The organism is Micromonospora sp. Utrum1 (genome assembly GCF_057197805.1).
Genome location: NZ_CM170071.1, coordinates 5,023,968 through 5,040,095, shown reverse-complemented (window position 1 = coordinate 5,040,095; position 16,128 = coordinate 5,023,968). Strand labels below are relative to the sequence as shown.

The following is a 16,128-nucleotide window of genomic DNA, read 5'->3' as shown; positions in this document are numbered from 1 at the left end:
CCGGCCCCGATGGCGGCGAGGCGCGGGGCACCAGCGGTCGCCGAGGTCATTCAGAGCCTGCCTCAAGGGCTACTTCCTCTGGAGGCTGACAGGGGAACGCCGGCTGAGCTGAATATCGAAGTGTCCCTGCGTCGGTGGCTTGCCTGCATCACGCGAGGCTTGGCAGGAGACTGCTGGTCCACAGCTTGACCGGCAGAGGTGGTGGCGCGATGGGCTTGAGCGTTGGACGTCACTCGCGGGTCAGCCCCGGCGGCAGCGCGTCTTCGTCGGGTCGGATCCGGCGGGCGTTAGCCACAGGGTCGCCTTGAAGGGTGCGGATCAGCGGTTCCGGGCCGCCGACGCAGGTCCAGGTGTCGTCCCAGAGTGCGGAGACCAGCCATGATCGGTCGGCGGGGAAGAACAGGTCGGGTAGCGACCCGCGGCCGTGGCGCATGTGACCGGTCCGCCAGGTGAGGGCTTGCTCGGGGCCGGCCTCGACCAGCACGTATGGCCAGTTCCAGTAAAGCGACACCCTGGGGGCACGGGGGAAGACGACGTCGTGGGCGCCGGTGTCGAGGTAAGCCAGCCACCACGGCTGGTCGGCGGTGTGCGTGCTGAGGTCATCGACCAGGGCGTGCTCGTAGGCGGCGGCGGTGACGTCGTCGGCCTGGTACGTGGTGGCGTAGGCGTCGAAGATGGCCGGGATGGCGGTGGTGATCGAGATACCGGCAGTGGTGTGACCGGCGATCCAGTCCACATCGTCAGCGGCGCCGATGCGCCAACTCCGCCCGTCCTTGCTGACCTGCACACCGCTATTCAAGCCGCTGCAGTGCCGGTTGGCTTGGGAACAGGGCTGGTCGCTGGACGGCCGGTGACCTCCGTCACGAGCGCCTACTAACGGGAAGCCACGCCTGGGAGCCACCGGGGCGACCCGCTCCGGACGAGCCGGGACCGGTCCAGTTGCCGAGAGCGCGGCGACCAGGGCGACGCGGACGTTGCCGAACGACTGCGGAGCGGTCTTGGGAATCTACGGACCAGATGGCGGCAGCGGCACTGCATCAGTCCTCATTTAGTTCTAGGAGGGCGGACCGCGACCACCGACCCTGAGAGATGCCAAGACGGATTTCCGCAGGCCAGGCGGGGTTAGGGCAGATAGACCGAGGTGGGCAGCTTGATCTCGTAACGCGCAGGTCACACCACCCGCGTCCTACGCCGATCGGGCCCTTCTATCAGTTTCGGCACGCAGATCTCCAGCGGTAGCTGACCGCCGTCCGTTCCGCCCCGCCGCGTCAACCCGGGTAGTCCAGTCCGATCTACACCCAGCGAACATCGCCGCGCGGATCGGCAAATCCGAACGCACCGTCTGCCGCTACTGATCGCAACCGGCCACGAACGGCACATTCCAAGCCAACGGGCACATCGACAGCCTCCGCCGCTGACACCCGGCCGCCCCTGCTTGACACCCATGGCTGCATCCGCTGCCAGGTCCCCGCCTGCGACCCGCTCGCGAGAGGAAAACGGGCCACGACCGACGGTCCAACCGGTGGTGTCGGAGGCGCCCATCGGGGATGCCAGGGAGCCGGTCAGCCGAGCAGATCTCCGGTGGGCAGCGGCAGCAGTACCGATGGGGCCGGCGCCGGCGGCAGGGGAAGCTCGGGCACCGGCGACAAGGGTCTGGAGCGGAAGCTGGATGAGGGGGCAGGTGCGGCCGGACGCCGCGCCGAGGTGGTCGTTCCCGGCGCCCAGCTGCGGGCTGCGTGGGGACCACTGGCCGTCGAGGCGACCGGCGACGGCGTCGGGATGATCGCGCACCGGGGCAAGGTGGGGCAACCGGCCTGAGCGGTCAGGTCGTCCAGGACGGCGTCGATGTCCGCGCGCAGGCGGGCGGCCTCGGCCGTGTCGGTGATCCGGGTCAGATCCTGCAGGGCCTGATCGATCAATTGCCGGGCCTGCTCGAACCGTCGCGCCGCGACGGCGGCGCGGGCGCGGGCGATCGTGCGCTCGGTATCGCGTACCTCCGCTAGCTCGGGATGCAGGACCTTGGTCAGCGGCCAGAGCGGACTGTTCGGCCCGGCGTTGCGACTGCCGACCCCCAGCGCAGTCACCAGCACGAGGGCTGTGGCCACAGCGACGGCCAGCCGCAGGACCCGCCGCATGAACGGCCGCGACGGGGCCGAGGCGAGGAAATGCCCGGAGGTGGTATCGGCCCGAACCCGGTCGACCGGATGGTGGACGTCCGTCCGACCGTATAGGCCATGGGCGCCCGCCACGTCGGCGTTCTCCTCGTCGGCGCTGAGGTCGGCGCGCCATGCGGCCAGCATCGCGGTCAGGCCGTCGACGTCGGCCTCCCATCCGCCGCCTCCTCCGAGCACGTCGAGGAGCAGGTCGTCGTAGGCGACGGTGGTGAGGTCCGGCTCCTCGCCACCGTCGGGCCAGTGCTCACTCATGCCGCCACCTCGTCGAGTCCGTCGCCGGCAAGAGCACGGAGTCGGGCGAGGGCTCGGGACTGGGCCACACGTACGGCCGGTGCCGACATGCCGAGGATCGCGCCGACCTCCTCAGCGCTGAGACCGACCGCCACCCGCAGCGTGATGATCTCCCGTTGCACGTGGGGGAGGCGGTGCAGCAGCACAAAGAGCCGACGGGCCAGATCCGTCGCGACAGCCTGTTCCTCCGGCCCCGGCGCGGCGTCCGGTCGCTCCAGTGAGGTGTCGGTGATAGCGACGGCGGAGCCCCGCACCGCCGCCCGTTGGGCGTCGGCAACCTTGTGCGCGGCGACAGCGAAGACGAACGCCGAGAACGGCCTTCCCTGCTCCCGATAGCGGGGAAGGGCCTTCAGCACCGCCAGGCACACCTCCTGCGCGACGTCGTCGGCCGTGGTGTGCACCCCGCCGATGCGGCCCAGCCGGGCCCGGCAGTAGCGGACGAGCCGTGGTCGCAGGTCGGCGAGCAGGGCCGCGGCCGCAGTTCGGTCGCCCGCGGCGGCCCGGCGGACGAGCTCTGGCTCGATCGCTGTGGTCATGGGATGCGAGACACCTTTGTTACCGGCAGGTTAACCGCACGCTATCGAGACGTATGCCTCTTTGCCTAGCCCACGTTGCGCCGCGGAACGGGAGACCCAAAAAAGTTGTTGCGTGAGGGCGTGCCGCCGCGAGGTCAGGTAGCAATCAGGTGAGAGAGGGTCGGTGGTCGTCAAAGTCGCCGTGCAGGAGCTGACTAAAGTCCTTCGGTGGCCAACCGGTTTGGTCGGACGACAACCTTGCCCTGCCGGCTGGTGAGGTCTCCGTGCTGATGGGTCCGTCCGGCGCCGGCAAGTCGGTGTTTCCGAAGACGCGGTGGCCTTCGCGCTCGTCGGAACGGCCGAGCGCGTCAGGACTGCGTACTGGCTCGGCCGGCGCCGCGCCAGATCCTCCACGGTTTCTTCGGTGGCCCTGGCCCCCGGCCGACGCCCTCGCGTCCCGTCCAGGGGATGGTGCGGCTCAGATCCAAGGTAGAGGGTCGACTGGGCGGCCGCCGAGACGTACCTCGAAGTGCAGGTGGGGACCTGTGGAGGCGCCGGTCGATCCGACCAGTCCGATGACCTGGCCGGCGCGGATGCGCTGACCGGGCGACACCATCAGTTTGGACTGATGGCCGTAGCACGTGGACAGGCGCTGCCCGTCAGCCCTGCCGTGATCGATGCAGGTGTAGTTGCCATAGCCGCCGTACCAGCCGGCGCGCGACACACGGCCGTCCGCGGCCGCGAGGATCGGGGTACCAATCGGGGCGGCGAGATCCACGCCCGGGTGCAACTGCCACACGTGGTAGTACGGGTCGAGCCGGGTGCCGTACTTGCTGGTGAGCCGGCCCGATAGTGGACGCCCGAGCCGGCCCTCACCGACCGTGGCGACGGTGCGGGCCGGTGCCGCCACGGCGGGCACCGCGCGGACGCGACGGTTGATCTCCTGCCGAAGCCGCGCCTCCTCCGTCCGGCGACGGATGAGTTCGGCCTGGCCGGAGGTGATCGCGCCGGACAGGGCGACAGCGCGACCGGTGGGGGTGTCCACCACATCCGGAGAGTCCGCCACGGCGAAGGGCGAGGCATCCGCATCCCCGCCGGCGGTCAGGGACGTCAGCAGTTGCAGCACTGGGTCCGGCTCGCGCTGCACTCTGGTGAGGTCATCGCGGGTCCGGGCGAGAATGTTTTCCAGGTACTGGATCCGGTGCTGGACGTCGCTGAGCGCGGCGACCTGGCGGGCCTGTGGGGTGACGGCGGCGTCCACCGGCGGCTGCGGATACAGGTCGGCGCCGGGGTCGCCAGCGATGAGGGCAGGGGCCGATCCGCGGCTCACGATCGGCCCGTCGTTGCTGGGCGGAGCCGAGACGCCCACCCGCGGTAGCTTGCCGGCCGTCGGCGGAATAATCGCGGGTGGCGCAGGCGGTCGGGTCGACGCAGTGGCCGACGGGACGGGCGGCGGCTTCACCGACGGCGGCTTGATGGGCGGCAGCGTCACCTTCGGCGGTTTAACCGGTGGCAGCGACACGGTCAGCGACGGGCTCGGCAGGGGCGGCAGGGTCGGCAGGGTCGGCAGGGGTCCCTGCGCTGATGAGCTTTGTGCCCCGGCGGTCGCCGCCCCGGCGGTCAGGCACAAGGATGTCACCACCAGCGTCGCCCCGGCGACGGTCGCCAGCGTGGCCTGCCTCCACCACCGTTCGCCCATGACGTACTCCCGCCGTCGACCGCGTTGCCGTCCCTCTGCTACATCGGATCCCGCTGCCTGGTCGTAACAGCCCGCCCGGGGGGCGGCAGGCCGTGACGCCGCCGCAGCCGTCGACGCGTCAGCAGAATGCCCGCCGCGACCACGCCGACCACCACCGCCGCCGCAACGGCCGGCACCCGCAGCGACCCTCCGGGCGGCCGGACCTCACTCGCCACGGCCGGCGACTCCAACGCTGGATCTGGGGCCGCGGCCGTGGCCGCCGAGCCCGGCAGCAGATAGGCGTTGCTGGCGATTTGGGGAACGGCCGCAGTGGACTCCACCGAAGTGACACTGACCCGGCTGCGGACCAGCGTGCCCGGCGGAACACCCGGGCGGATCCGCCCGGTGATCGTGATCCGCGGCACCGCCGCGGCGGCACCCAGAAGCAGGTCACCAAGGTCGCAGACAACGGTACGAGGGGATGCTGCACACCGACCCGGCTCGGCTCGGGCGATGACACCATCGAGATCAGCCGTGGTGGTGAACGTAACCCGCGTCGCCGTGAGGGTGCCCCTACCGGAGATCGTGACGGTGTGGGTCACCCCCTGCCCCGGCAGCGCGCCGAACGGTGTCGACGTCAGCACCGGCGTGGCCTCCACCGCAGGGGCCGGTGGCGGCGCCGGAGCAGCCGCGGCCACGGCGCCCATCATGCCAGCCACCGACGCGGCGACAGACTCCCACATTCCCACACTGTAAGCCGACCCGCCCACGATCGCCCCCGGCCAGGTGCACCCGCCGGCAGGAAACCGAGCAGGCGGTGCACGACCACCGGCAGGGGGCCGGCAGTGCTTCAACGACACGACAGCCACGCTGGAAGCGTTGCAGATCTTCGGTCAGATGATGATCTCGCACCGCGGTCAATGCGCCCGTGGGCGCACGCCTTGCTCGTCCGGGCCGCCCGCGGGCTGACGATCATCGAGCACACCGAAGACCGCTACCGCCTCAACCGAGACCACCTGGACGTGGACCTGTGGCGCTTCCACACCGCGGTTCGGCAGGCCGTCACCGCCGTCAGCGACACCACGAGCGCCTGGCAGGCGGTGATCGACGCATATGCCGGTGACCTCGCCGCCAGCCGCACCTGGCCGAGCGGAACCGGCCCGAACCAACGCCCGGGGGAAGTGCGGCCGACCCGGAGCGCATGTGATCGCGCACCCCACACCGCCCTGTTAGCGTCAATCGGTGCCCGTCACCGTGCCGGCGTCCCCTCAACCCACCCATCGTGCCCGCCGGGTGGGCCTGGGACTGGTCTGGCTGGCAACCGCCCTGGCCGGGACAGCGGTGGTGGTGACCGGAGTGCTGGTCGCCCGGATGGACGAGATCTTCGCCTCGGCGGTGTCGCAGGGCCGCGTGATCCCCTTCACCGGCGAGGCCGGTGACCAGTCCGTGCTGCCGTTCCTGCTCGGGTGCGCCCTGACCGCCCTCTTCCTCATCACTGCGGCGCTGGGCTACCTACTCAGGGGGCGGGCCTACCACAACGAGCACATCGCAATGGTGCTTCCCGCTGCCGCGCTGATCATCGTGATAGTCCTCTGCACGCCGCTCGTCGGGCCGATCGATCTCGCGCACCAGCAGTACACCCACGACCTCTACGGGTGGTGGTACTTCCCCTTTCTCCTCGGCGCCGTGACTTGTCACCCGGGCTGTCTTCTCGCTGCGGCGGTGGTCCTGTTTCGCACGCGGTAAGCGGCGGCGGTCCAGGCAGATCAGCGCGGCGTGCGGCGTTTGTCTTCGGCGCGCTTGCGGTCCCGGTAGGCGCGGCTGACCGGGTCGGTCACGGTCCCGGCTGGAGACGATCAAAACGTAACGGGGTGTAGCCACCGACCGATGAGTTCGCGGGCTCGGACGGGTCTACCTACAGGAATGGATATGAAGAGCGAGCTTGCGGGAGATCGGGCGAGCAGGGCGCGACGGCGAGCCGGCCCGGGCGTTGCTGCACGGACCTTTCAGCTGTGCCAGGAGCGCCAGAGGGAGGCGTAGGTCCCGTCGGCCCGGACGAGTTCGTCGTGGCTGCCGAGTTCGGTGATCCGGCCGTCCTCCATCACGGCGACCCGGTCGGCGTCGTGGGCGGTGTTGAGCCGGTGCGCGATCGCGATGACGGTCCGGCCGGTGAGCACAGCCGCCAGCGCCCGCTCTGTACGCCGGGCGGTGGTCGGATCGAGCGCCGCTGTCGCCTCGTCGAGGATCAGCGTGTGCGGGTCGGCGAGCACCAGCCGAGCCAGCGCGAGCTGCTGCGCCTCGGCCGCCCCGAGTTGCCTGGCCCCGTCGCCGAGTTCCGTGTCGAGGCCGTCGGGCAACTCGGCGTACCAGTCGGCACCGACCGCGACCAGCGCGGCTCGCATCTGTTCGTCGGACGCGTCCGGCGCGGCGAAGGCGAGGTTGTCGCGCACAGAGCCGATGAAGACGTGGTGTTCCTGGGTGACCAGGGCGATCCGGCGGCGGCGCTCGGCGGGATCCAGGTCGGTGACCGGGCAGCCGCCGATGCTGACCACGCCGTGTCGCGGCGCGTCGATCCCGGCCAACAGCCGGGCCAGGGTGGACTTCCCGGCGCCCGACGGGCCGACGACGGCCAGCCGCTCGCCGGGCCGTACCTCCAGGTCAATGCCGTGCAGGACCTCATGGCCGTCGGTGTATGAGAATCGGGCGCCGCGCACGACGAGCCGCTCCCCGGGTGGCGCGGAGGCCTTGCCGGGCGGCTCCGGTGGCACCTGGCCGACGCCGAGCACGCGGGCGAATGACGCGAAGCCGCGCTGCGCCTGTTCGGTCCACTGCAGGATTCGGTCCAACGGCTCGATCGCCTGCTGAAGATAGAGCGCGGCGGCGACCACTTCACCGAGCGATACCATCCCCTTGGACAGGAAGAATCCGCCGACCAGCAGCACTGCGGCGATCGGCAACGGATAGCTGGCCTCCACCACCGTGTAGAACACTGTCCGCAGCGCGAGCGTCGCCCGTCGGGTGGCCCACACCCGGGCGATGCGCTCGGCGCCATGGACGATCCGGTCGTCGGTGAGGCGCAGCGCCTCCACGGTGCGCGCGCCCTCGGCGGTGGTCGTCAGCGTCTCGGTCAGCTCCGCGGTGGCGGCGCCCTCGGCGAGGTAGGCGGAGCTGGCCCGCCGCAGGTACCAGCGGCTCGCCGCCCAGATCGGCGGCAGCCCGGCCAGCGCGACCAGGCCGAGCATCGGGTGCAGCAGGAAGATCGCCCCGAACAGCAGCGTCAGCTGCGCCGACGCGATGACGATGGTGGGCACGACGTCGCGGACGGTCGTCCCGACGGTTGACACGTCGACCGAACTGCGGGTGGCGAGGTCCCCGGAGCCGGCCCGCTCCACGACGGAGACGGGCAGGACGAGCGTCTTGCGGATGAACTCCTCGCGCAGCCGGGCAACCGCCCGCTCCCCGAACCGGTGACCGGCGTACTGGGCGTACCGGGAGAGCAGCGCCTGCACCAGAACGCATCCGCCGATCGCCGCCGCCAAGCGGTCCACGGTGGCGACGCCCGTGCCGACGGCAACCTGGTCGACGATCCTGCCGAGCAGCCACGGCGCAGCGAGTCCGGCGATCGCGGCGGCACCATGCAACACCAGCACGACCAGGACCGCGCGCCGGTCCCGGCCGACGAGGTCCAGCATCTCCCGTCGGACGGCGGCACGGTCCGCTACTGGCAGCCGGCTCACCGCAACGCCCCCTTAGGCCCGGTGAAGTCTTCAAAGTCGAGGTCGTCGCTGCCCCGGGCCACCAACTGCCGGTAGCCCCGGTCCTGTTCGAGCAGCTCGGCGTGCGTGCCGGTGGCGACGATCCGACCCTCGCTCAGATGCGCGACCGTGTCGGCGTGCCCGAGCAGCAACGGTGACGTAGCGAGCACGATCGTGGTCCGCCCGGCCCGCGCGACGCGCAGCCGCTCGGCGATCCGCGCCTCCGTGTGCGCGTCCACCGCCGACGTCGGGTCGATGAGGATCAGCACCTCAGGTTCGGCGAGCAGCGCCCGGGCCAGCCGTACCCGTTGGCGCTGGCCGCCGGAGAGCGTGCGGGCCCGGGTGTCGATCGGGGTGCCGAGCCCGTCCGGGAGCGCCTCGGCGACGTCCTCTGCCGACGCGACACGCAGCGCCGCCGTGATCCGGTGGTCAGCGCCTCCCGTCTGGGCGAGGGTGTCACCGTTCCCTGCCCGGGTGCGGCCATCGCCATTCCCCGCCCGCCCGTCGGCGCTCGACTCCCGGCCACTCAGGATGTCCCGCAGGGTCCCGGCGAAGAGGTACGAGTCGTGGTCGGCGACCAGGATCCGGGCGCGAACCTGGTCGAGTGCGATCCCGGCCAGCGGCACGCCGCCCCAGGTCACGTCGCTGACGACGTAGCGTCCGAGCCGGTCGGCCAAGGCGATGGCCTCGGCCGGGTCGTCGGCGGCCACGCCGATCAGCCGACCGTCGCGCACAGTCAGTCCGCAAGCGGGGTCGTACAGGTCTGCGGGCCGTACCGGCGCGGACCTGGCCAGCGGCCGGCGGGCACCGGGTACGTTTCCCTGCCCGCCCACGTCCTGCGGGGTCGGGCCGCCGACGTGATCCGGGGTCAGGTTGAGCAGAGCGATGATGCGGCGGGCGGCGACGCGGCCCCGGATCACGCCGTAGCTTCCCTCAAGCAGGAACCAGACCGGCACGATGAGCGTCGCCACGTATCCGTAGACGGCGACCATCTGCCCAACGGTGATGTCGCCAGCGACCGCCATCCGAGCCGCGAGCCACACCACGGCCGCGAGGAACAGCCCCGGTATGGCGACCGTCAACGCGTCGATCCAGCTGTAGACGGCACCGACCCGATAGCCCTCGGCGAGCAGGTCCTGCGAGCGGGCAGCGTACCGGCGGGCGAACAAGCCGCGGCCGCCGACCCCGGCCAGCACCCGCAGCCCGGCCACGATGTCACCGGCCCGGGTGGTGAGGACGCCCTGCTGGTGCCGGTAGACGGACTCCGCCCGTTCGAGGCGGCGCAGCAACGGTCCGATGACCAGCGCGATCGCCGGCACGCCCAGCAGCACACACAGCGCCAGCAACGGGGAAACCGACCACAGCACGACGGCGATGACCGCGTACGCGATGACGGCGCCGACGCCCGGGCCGGTCATCGTCAGCACCTGCGACGTGTAGCCGATGTCGGAGCCGCCGACCGTGGCGACCTCCCCCGCGGCGAGCCGGCGCGGCAGCACCGCGCCGATCCGGGACAACTGGCGCAGCAGGACCGCCGCGGAGCGGGCTGTAGCGTCCTCCCGGACGAAGGTCATCGTGCGGTGCCGCATGATCCCCAGGTACGACAGCCCCACCCCCGCGACGACGATTGCCACGACCCATAGCAGCAGGGCTCGGGTGTCGTGCACGCGCAGCCCGTCGTCAACGGCGCGGGAGACCAGGTACGGCCGGACCGACAGCCCGATCATCCACGCCGTGCCGACCACGGTGCCGCGCAGCACCCGCCAGGGCTGGCAGCAAACCAGCCACCAGACGTACCGCATCGGCCCCCTCGTGTCCGGCACGCCGGGCTCGGGATGCGGAATCTGTGGGGGCACCCGCCAAAACTACCGAGCGGGCTGGCGACGTACCCACCCAATATCCCCGGGCTCGGTCGTGTCATCCCGGCGCGGGCCGCACTGCTGCTGAGGCTGCCGATGGCCAGGGACCGCAGGCGCTCCTCGCAGCTGAACGGGTTGCCGTCGGAGCTTTCGCGGTCCCGGGCCGCCCCCGTGACCCATGGCGTGGTGGTACGCAACTCCTCCCAACACTCAGCTGACGCCAACCGCATCACCCGCGACGCTTACCAGAGCGTCGTCAAACGGCTGCACCACGAAGCCGCCGTCGTCGTCGCCCTCAAGATCAGGAATAGGCGGGGCCGAATCGCGTGAGTGGGCGCCGCCCGAAAGCCGAGGCGATCTCGGCCTGGACCGCACCTAGCCTCAGTTTCGCTGACAACCCATTCACGCTGGGCGTCGCCTCCGGCGACCCGTTCCCCGACGGTGTGGTGCTGTGGACCCGGCTGGCGCCGGACCCGCTCGCTGTAGACGGGTCGGGCGGCATGCCGCCGCGGGTCGTCCCAGTGGCATGGCAGGTGGCCGAAGACGAGCATTTCCGGCAGGTGGTCCGCGCCGGCGCGGAGCCGGGCACGCCGGAGCTCGCCCACTCGGTGCACGCCGAGGTCACCGGCCTGCGCCCCGATCGCGAGTACTACTACCGGTTCCGCGTGGGGACGCAGCTCAGCCCGGTCGGGCGGACCCGCACCGCGCCGGCGGATCGTATACCGATAATCATGGGACCCCGTCAAGATCCGCTTACAGCGGCTCCCGGGCGGATGAGGTTTTCGGCAAGGGCAGGGTCGGGCCGCCGCCGACGGTTTCGACGGCGGCCGGACCTGGCGGCACGGTCAGGACGGGTTGTCGCCGTGGGTCAGGGTCTCCCAGGCGACGAAGAGGTTGTTACTGCCGGCGGGGCGCTGCTGCAGGGTCAGGGTCTGAGTGTTGGTCATCGCGAAACCGAGGCGGTTGGCCATCGCGTTGTAGCCGACCTCGGTGATCGGCCCGAGGCCCCGGTTGAGGCTGCCGCCGCAGAGCCAGGAGGGTGCCGGCTCGCCGAGCTGGTACTTGGAGTGGAAGCCGAGGGCTTGCCGCAACCGCTCACCGACCTGCGGATACAGGTCCCGTCCCTGGATACGGGAGGTCTCCGCGACGTGCGAGATGGCGGAGATCCCGTACCCGGTGTGGGTGAAGTCGCGGCAGGTCTCCTGGGCGAGGCCGGCCACGAAGGTCGACTGGCCGTGCCAGTAGTTGATGATCTCACTGCTGGTGTCCAGCCCACTGCCCGGCACCGTGTACGGCAGGGCGCCGTCACTGGGTAGGTAGATGAAGGCGTGGGTGCGGTTAAGGTAGCGGGTGACCGCCTCGTCGTAACTGGCCTGGTCGTTCAGGAAAACCGAGATGCCGACCGCGGCCTCCATCATGCTCAGCTCCCAGTTGCCGTTGCTGTTGGAGCCGTTGCGGACCATCGGCAGGTAGACGTTGCGCAGCATCGTGGCGAACCGGGTCACGTTGGGCCAACTGCCGTACGTGTACCGGATGATCTCCGCGGCCCGGGGCCAGACCGAACCCGCCCAGCCGGTCTGCAACGGGGCGTTGCTGCCGGTGTGTGACGTGATCGTCGCCGACCAGGCGTCCATGATCTGGATCGATTTCTGGGCGTACCGGCTGTCACCGGTGACGTACCAGGCGAGCGCGGCGGTGTACGCGGCGATGGCGTCCTCGCGCTCGTCTGTGCAGCCGTAGTTGGGATTGGAGTAGGAGCCGCACTCGACGACCGAGCGGGGCGCCGGGTTCCGCGACAGGTTGGCATACCAACTGCTCATCATCTGGTTGTAGGCCGAGGCCCAGGGCTGCGCGCCGGCCTGCACCCGGGCCCGGACGAAGTCGAGCTGGCCGCGGCTGACCAGTACGCCGGGGTGAGTGAACCCACCCGAGGGGGGTGGGGTGCCGCCGCCGGTGGGCAGCGTCCAGCTCTGGTTGGCGGCGCCGGTGCAGGTCCAGATCTGCAGCGGGGTGCCGTCGGCCGAGCTCGGGCCGGTCGCGTCGAGGCACTTGCCGGAGGCCGGATTCGTCAGTTGTCCGCTCGCGTACGTCCACTGCTGCGCGCCGGTGCCGTTGCAGTCGTAGATCTGCACCTTGTCGCCATTGGCGGTGCCGCCAGCGGGGACGTCGAGGCACTTGCCGAGCGCCCGGACGGTGCCGTCGTCGGCGATCGTCCACTGCTGTGCCGCAGTGCCGTTGCAGGTGTAGAGCTGCACCTGGGTGCCGTTGGCCGGGTTCGCCGCGGCAACGTCGACACACTTGCCGCCGTATCCGGTGATGGCCCCCACGACGGCCGCGGATGCCGCGGGAATGCCGACCATCAGGCTCGCGGGTACGGCGAGCGTGGCCGCGGCGAACGCGGCGGCCAACCGGATGCGGGGCCGGCCGGATGTAACCCCGGCCAATCGTTGCGCCATGTCCTGGTCCTTTCCGCAGGAAGCGGGTTCAATTCGAGACGATCCGCCGAGGCGGCAGGCTGGTCACCGGGTCTGGCCGTAGCGGGCTGGCCGGTCGGTGGCGGGCGCTCGTCCGGGACGGCGGAGTCAACTGTTAAGGAAGTTAATAGTCGCAGTAAAGTAAACCAACATCAATATGTTGGAGCGGCGCAACCGCTGTGGGAGGGATCGCCGGCGCGCGCCACTGGCCAGGGCGTCGGCGAGGCGCGAGTCGATGCGTTGCAGGCGCCTGCACTCGCGGGATCAGCAAAGAGGCAACGAACCTGCCATCTCGGTCGGCGTTACGACAGCAGGCGGGGGCATAGCCGAGCTGAGAGATACGAGACGACAGCCGATGGCATCGAGCGGTGCACCGCAGCCGCGTTCGGGACGAAACAGGGTCGCGCTGCGCGCTATGGACTCGGCGTGCGGACCGCACGGCAGCGACCGAGACGACCTGGGCCTGCAACACGGGTATCGGAAGCACTATGCTCCCTGCGGCGGTGGCGGAGATCAAGAACCTTGAGGAGTAGGAATGCGAACGCCGTTCAGGCGGGCTGTGTTCGGTGTCGTCGCGGTGGCGCTGCTTAGCGGGCTCGGACTGACGTCCTGCGCAGATCCGGGCCGGAACGGCGCGGTGGACGCCGGGTCGGCTCCGGTCGATACCTCGGTGACCGGCGCTCCCGGACCGACTGAGTCCGCAAGTCCCTCCGCATCGCCTTCGGCAAGCCAGTCCCCGTCGCCTTCGGCGAGCCGGTCCCCGTCGACTTCGGTGAGCCTGCCCACGAAGCCGTCTCTCAGCCGGTCGCCGTCGCACGTCTCGACCAGCACGGCCGCGACGCAGGCCGCATCGAGCAACATCGCCTCGCGGCTAGACACTATTCCGGCCAGCACCCGCCAGCTCATCGTCGTCTACAGCAGCGGCTACGGTACGAGCGTCGCGTCCCTCGAGACGTTCGAAAAGGTGAACGGCGTGTGGCGGCCGGAGTTCGGGGTGATGAGCGCGCGGATCGGCACCAAGGGATTCAGCGACAGCCATGTGGAGGGCGTCCCCACGACGCCCACGGGTGTCTACAGCATCGGCTCCACCATGTATGGCGTGCTTGCCAACCCTGGCGTTAAATACAGCTACCACCATCTCGTGGCCAACGACTACTGGGACGAGAATCCCAGCTCGCCCACGTACAACAGCTTCGTGCATGGCACGGACCCGGGCGGGTACAGCGAGGCGCTGTGGCAGACCGTGCCGCAGTACAACTACTTCGCGGTCATCAACTACAACATCCCGGTGAGGGCAGCCACCCCGGCCCGCGGCAGCGGCATCTTCCTCCACGTCTCGGGGAGCGGCGGTACCGCCGGCTGCGTCTCGTTGGCACAGTCCAACCTGCTCCGGGTGCTGGAGTGGCTGGATCCGGCCGCCTCTCCGCGCATCGTGATGGCACCCAGCCAGAACCTCGACCGTTACTGACCGCCCGGACGGCCCCGCGATCGGCAGCCGAGCCAGCGGAAAGAAAGCAAGACCCGTAGCAACGGCTGCGGCCAGGTGTCGCCGGACAGGGGGCGGCCCCAAATGGGCCGCCGCTCGGGGACCCCACCACGACCTCGATCTACTGGTACGCCGAGAACAAGGACGAGTTGTTCGGGCTCGCGATCGACGAGATCTTCGGCGACAGCGAGTTGCCCGATCCCAAAGCGGTGGGATGGCCGCGGTCGGCTAACCAAGCCGGCGGGCGCGAGTCGGGATCGTTGGGTGGCTACGACGCGCGGGGGCGTGGACGGTGTCGCTCCGGGCGCTGCGCAGTCCGGACGAGCAACGGCTCGGCGAGACACACGAAGGGTTGAATCCTCGAGGCGCTGGGCGAGATCGTGGGGAGCCGGGCAGGAAATCTTCCGCGCCCCGCTGATGGAAGCGGCCCGTGCGGTAGCTGGCCGGGCCGGAGCTGCGGGCCGCCATCGAGCGGAAGGTCGGGCGGCTCGGGTAGTCGGCGGCGGGAGCCGGGCGCCAGGGCCGACGGGCGGGTCTCAACTCCCGAGCACCGCCACGCCGAGCAGCACGGGTATCGCGGCCGCGGTTGACAGCAGCACCGAGTCGCGCGCGAGGACCGCGCCGCAACGGTACCGGATCGCGTAGACGAAGACGTTCTGCGCGGTCGGTAGCGCGGCGGTGACCGTACAGGCCAGCACGAGGGGGTGCGGCAGGTCCATCGCGAAGCGGGCGATGAGGTAGGCGATGGCGGGCTGGGCCACCGTCTTGAGGAAGACGGCGAGCCGGACGTCGCGCCCGGTGTCTCCTGCGCCGGGCACCGGCGCGCGGTGCAGGGAGATGCCGTAGGCAATCAGGGTGGCGGGAACCGCCATCGCCGCGACGAGCTCGATCGGTCGCAGGACCGGTTCCGGTGGCGACCAGCGGGTCAGGTTGACCACGAGGCCCAGAGCGCAGGCGAGGGTGACCGGGTTCGTGAGCGGCTGGATCACCGCCGTGACCAGCGACCGCTTGCGCCGTGCCGTGGTCAGCTCGAGCACGGTGAACGCTAGTGGGGCCATCACGACCAGTTGGAACATCAGGGTCGGCGCGACGAACGAGGCGTCACCGAGGACGTGGACCGCGATCGGGATGCCGATGTTCGCCGCGTTGACGTACGAGGAGGCCAGGGCGCCGATCGTCGCCTCCGGCACGGAGCGGTGCCAGCACAGCTTCGCGACGACCACGAACAGGGTCGCCACGGCGGTGGTGCTCGCCACCGTGACGACCAGGGCGGACGAGAGGACCGCGTGGACGTCGGCCCGGGCCACGGTCTCGAACAGCAGCGCCGGCGTCGCCACGAAGAACGCGACCCGGGAGAGCGCGGTGGCCGCTTCCGGCCCCAGCACTCCTCGACGGCCGAGCGTGTAGCCGACGGCGATGACGGTGATGATGACGGCGAAACCCGTCAGGACGCCCTGCACGTCGTCTCTCTCCTGGTCGCCGGTCCGGCGGCCGACCTATGCCTTGACGGCGAGCACCGGGGTGTGAGCCTCCATGAGCACCCGCTGCGCGCTGCTGCCCAGCACGAACTTGCCGACCGCCGAGCGGCGGCGCAGACCGATCACGAGCAGGTCCACGCCCTCCTCGGCCGACGCGTCGATGAGCTGGTCCGCGGCGGCGCCGTGCTCGGCGACCGGCTGGCGGATCTCCACCGGCACCCCGGCGGCGTCGGCGGCGGCGCGCAGCCGGGCCAGCTGGGCGTCGTCGGCCAGGGCCGGGTCGACGAGGGCGCCGGTCCGGGCGGAGTTGACGACCACCAGCGTGGTCGAGCGCAGCGCGGCCTCCTGGAGGGCGCGGGCGAAGGCCGCCTCGCCTTGCGGAGTGGGCAGGTAGCCGAGCAGGACTGCCATTTCTCTT

12 protein-coding genes and 1 pseudogene are annotated in these 16,128 nt (G+C 70.7%); 3 read left to right on the top strand and 10 right to left on the bottom strand.

Translation table 11 applies throughout. The features are described from left to right. Positions 1-229: 229 nt before the first annotated feature. From AC0OLQ_RS23700 to AC0OLQ_RS23680, 5 genes are all read right to left on the bottom strand, one after another. Positions 230-787: a hypothetical protein gene (locus tag AC0OLQ_RS23700; protein WP_484528100.1), complete on the bottom strand. Its 558-nt coding sequence runs from the start codon at positions 785-787 to the stop codon at positions 230-232. Between the two features lie 775 nt (positions 788-1,562). Continuing rightward, complete coding sequence (locus AC0OLQ_RS23695) at positions 1,563-2,426, bottom strand: hypothetical protein (protein WP_484528099.1); 864 nt, start codon at positions 2,424-2,426, stop codon at positions 1,563-1,565. Further along, positions 2,423-3,001, bottom strand: a complete 579-nt coding sequence (gene shbA / locus AC0OLQ_RS23690; RefSeq protein ID WP_484528098.1) for an RNA polymerase sigma factor ShbA — start codon at positions 2,999-3,001, stop codon at positions 2,423-2,425. Before shbA ends, AC0OLQ_RS23695 begins: the two co-directional genes overlap by 4 nt. A 457-nt stretch (positions 3,002-3,458) precedes the next feature. Continuing rightward, positions 3,459-4,679 (bottom strand): M23 family metallopeptidase, encoded by a 1,221-nt coding sequence (locus AC0OLQ_RS23685; protein ID WP_484528097.1) that lies wholly within the window; start codon positions 4,677-4,679, stop codon positions 3,459-3,461. Between the two features lie 38 nt (positions 4,680-4,717). Beyond that, a complete protein-coding gene (locus AC0OLQ_RS23680) occupies positions 4,718-5,401 on the bottom strand; it encodes a hypothetical protein (RefSeq protein ID WP_484528096.1) in 684 nt (227 codons plus the stop codon). Positions 5,402-5,900: 499 nt separating this feature from the next. Between AC0OLQ_RS23680 and AC0OLQ_RS23675 the strand changes: the two genes are divergently transcribed. Next, positions 5,901-6,404, top strand: coding sequence for a hypothetical protein (locus AC0OLQ_RS23675; protein WP_484528095.1), 504 nt, complete (start codon positions 5,901-5,903; stop codon positions 6,402-6,404). A gap of 260 nt (positions 6,405-6,664) precedes the next feature. Here the strand turns inward: AC0OLQ_RS23675 and AC0OLQ_RS23670 are convergent, their stop codons facing one another. Both AC0OLQ_RS23670 and AC0OLQ_RS23665 read right to left on the bottom strand, forming a co-directional pair. Next, positions 6,665-8,350, bottom strand: a complete 1,686-nt coding sequence (locus AC0OLQ_RS23670; protein ID WP_484532412.1) for an ABC transporter ATP-binding protein — start codon at positions 8,348-8,350, stop codon at positions 6,665-6,667. Between the two features lie 41 nt (positions 8,351-8,391). After that, positions 8,392-10,215: an ABC transporter ATP-binding protein gene (locus tag AC0OLQ_RS23665; protein ID WP_484528094.1), complete on the bottom strand. Its 1,824-nt coding sequence runs from the start codon at positions 10,213-10,215 to the stop codon at positions 8,392-8,394. Positions 10,216-10,598: 383 nt separating this feature from the next. On the opposite strand from AC0OLQ_RS23665, the pseudogene AC0OLQ_RS23660 reads away from it, so the two are divergent. Beyond that, positions 10,599-10,964: pseudogene (locus AC0OLQ_RS23660) on the top strand (PhoD-like phosphatase N-terminal domain-containing protein); the annotation flags it as partial. A 153-nt stretch (positions 10,965-11,117) separates the two neighbouring features. On the opposite strand, the gene AC0OLQ_RS23655 reads toward AC0OLQ_RS23660, so the two are convergent. Next, positions 11,118-12,728, bottom strand: coding sequence for a ricin-type beta-trefoil lectin domain protein (locus tag AC0OLQ_RS23655; protein WP_484528093.1), 1,611 nt, complete (start codon positions 12,726-12,728; stop codon positions 11,118-11,120). Positions 12,729-13,518: 790 nt separating this feature from the next. Here AC0OLQ_RS23655 and AC0OLQ_RS23650 point away from each other — a divergent pair. Beyond that, positions 13,519-14,214 (top strand): L,D-transpeptidase family protein, encoded by a 696-nt coding sequence (locus AC0OLQ_RS23650; protein WP_484528092.1) that lies wholly within the window; start codon positions 13,519-13,521, stop codon positions 14,212-14,214. 554 nt (positions 14,215-14,768) lie between these two features. Here AC0OLQ_RS23650 and AC0OLQ_RS23645 read toward each other — a convergent pair. Continuing rightward, a complete protein-coding gene (locus tag AC0OLQ_RS23645; protein WP_484528091.1) occupies positions 14,769-15,692 on the bottom strand; it encodes an AEC family transporter in 924 nt (307 codons plus the stop codon). Between the two features lie 36 nt (positions 15,693-15,728). After that, a complete protein-coding gene (locus AC0OLQ_RS23640) occupies positions 15,729-16,121 on the bottom strand; it encodes a universal stress protein (RefSeq protein ID WP_484528090.1) in 393 nt (130 codons plus the stop codon). Positions 16,122-16,128: the final 7 nt, after the last annotated feature.

What these genes read in the sequence shown, in the direction of transcription:
- AC0OLQ_RS23695 (WP_484528099.1), bottom strand. Translation starts at nt 2,426, where the DNA reads ATGAGTGAGCACTGGCCCGACGGTGGCGAGGAGCCGGACCTCACCACC.
- shbA (WP_484528098.1), bottom strand. Translation starts at nt 3,001, where the DNA reads ATGACCACAGCGATCGAGCCAGAGCTCGTCCGCCGGGCCGCCGCGGGC.
- AC0OLQ_RS23685 (WP_484528097.1), bottom strand. Translation starts at nt 4,679, where the DNA reads ATGGGCGAACGGTGGTGGAGGCAGGCCACGCTGGCGACCGTCGCCGGG.
- AC0OLQ_RS23680 (WP_484528096.1), bottom strand. Translation starts at nt 5,401, where the DNA reads ATGTGGGAGTCTGTCGCCGCGTCGGTGGCTGGCATGATGGGCGCCGTG.
- AC0OLQ_RS23670 (WP_484532412.1), bottom strand. Translation starts at nt 8,350, where the DNA reads ATGCTGGACCTCGTCGGCCGGGACCGGCGCGCGGTCCTGGTCGTGCTG.
- AC0OLQ_RS23665 (WP_484528094.1), bottom strand. Translation starts at nt 10,215, where the DNA reads ATGCGGTACGTCTGGTGGCTGGTTTGCTGCCAGCCCTGGCGGGTGCTG.
- AC0OLQ_RS23655 (WP_484528093.1), bottom strand. Translation starts at nt 12,728, where the DNA reads ATGGCGCAACGATTGGCCGGGGTTACATCCGGCCGGCCCCGCATCCGG.
- AC0OLQ_RS23640 (WP_484528090.1), bottom strand. Translation starts at nt 16,121, where the DNA reads ATGGCAGTCCTGCTCGGCTACCTGCCCACTCCGCAAGGCGAGGCGGCC.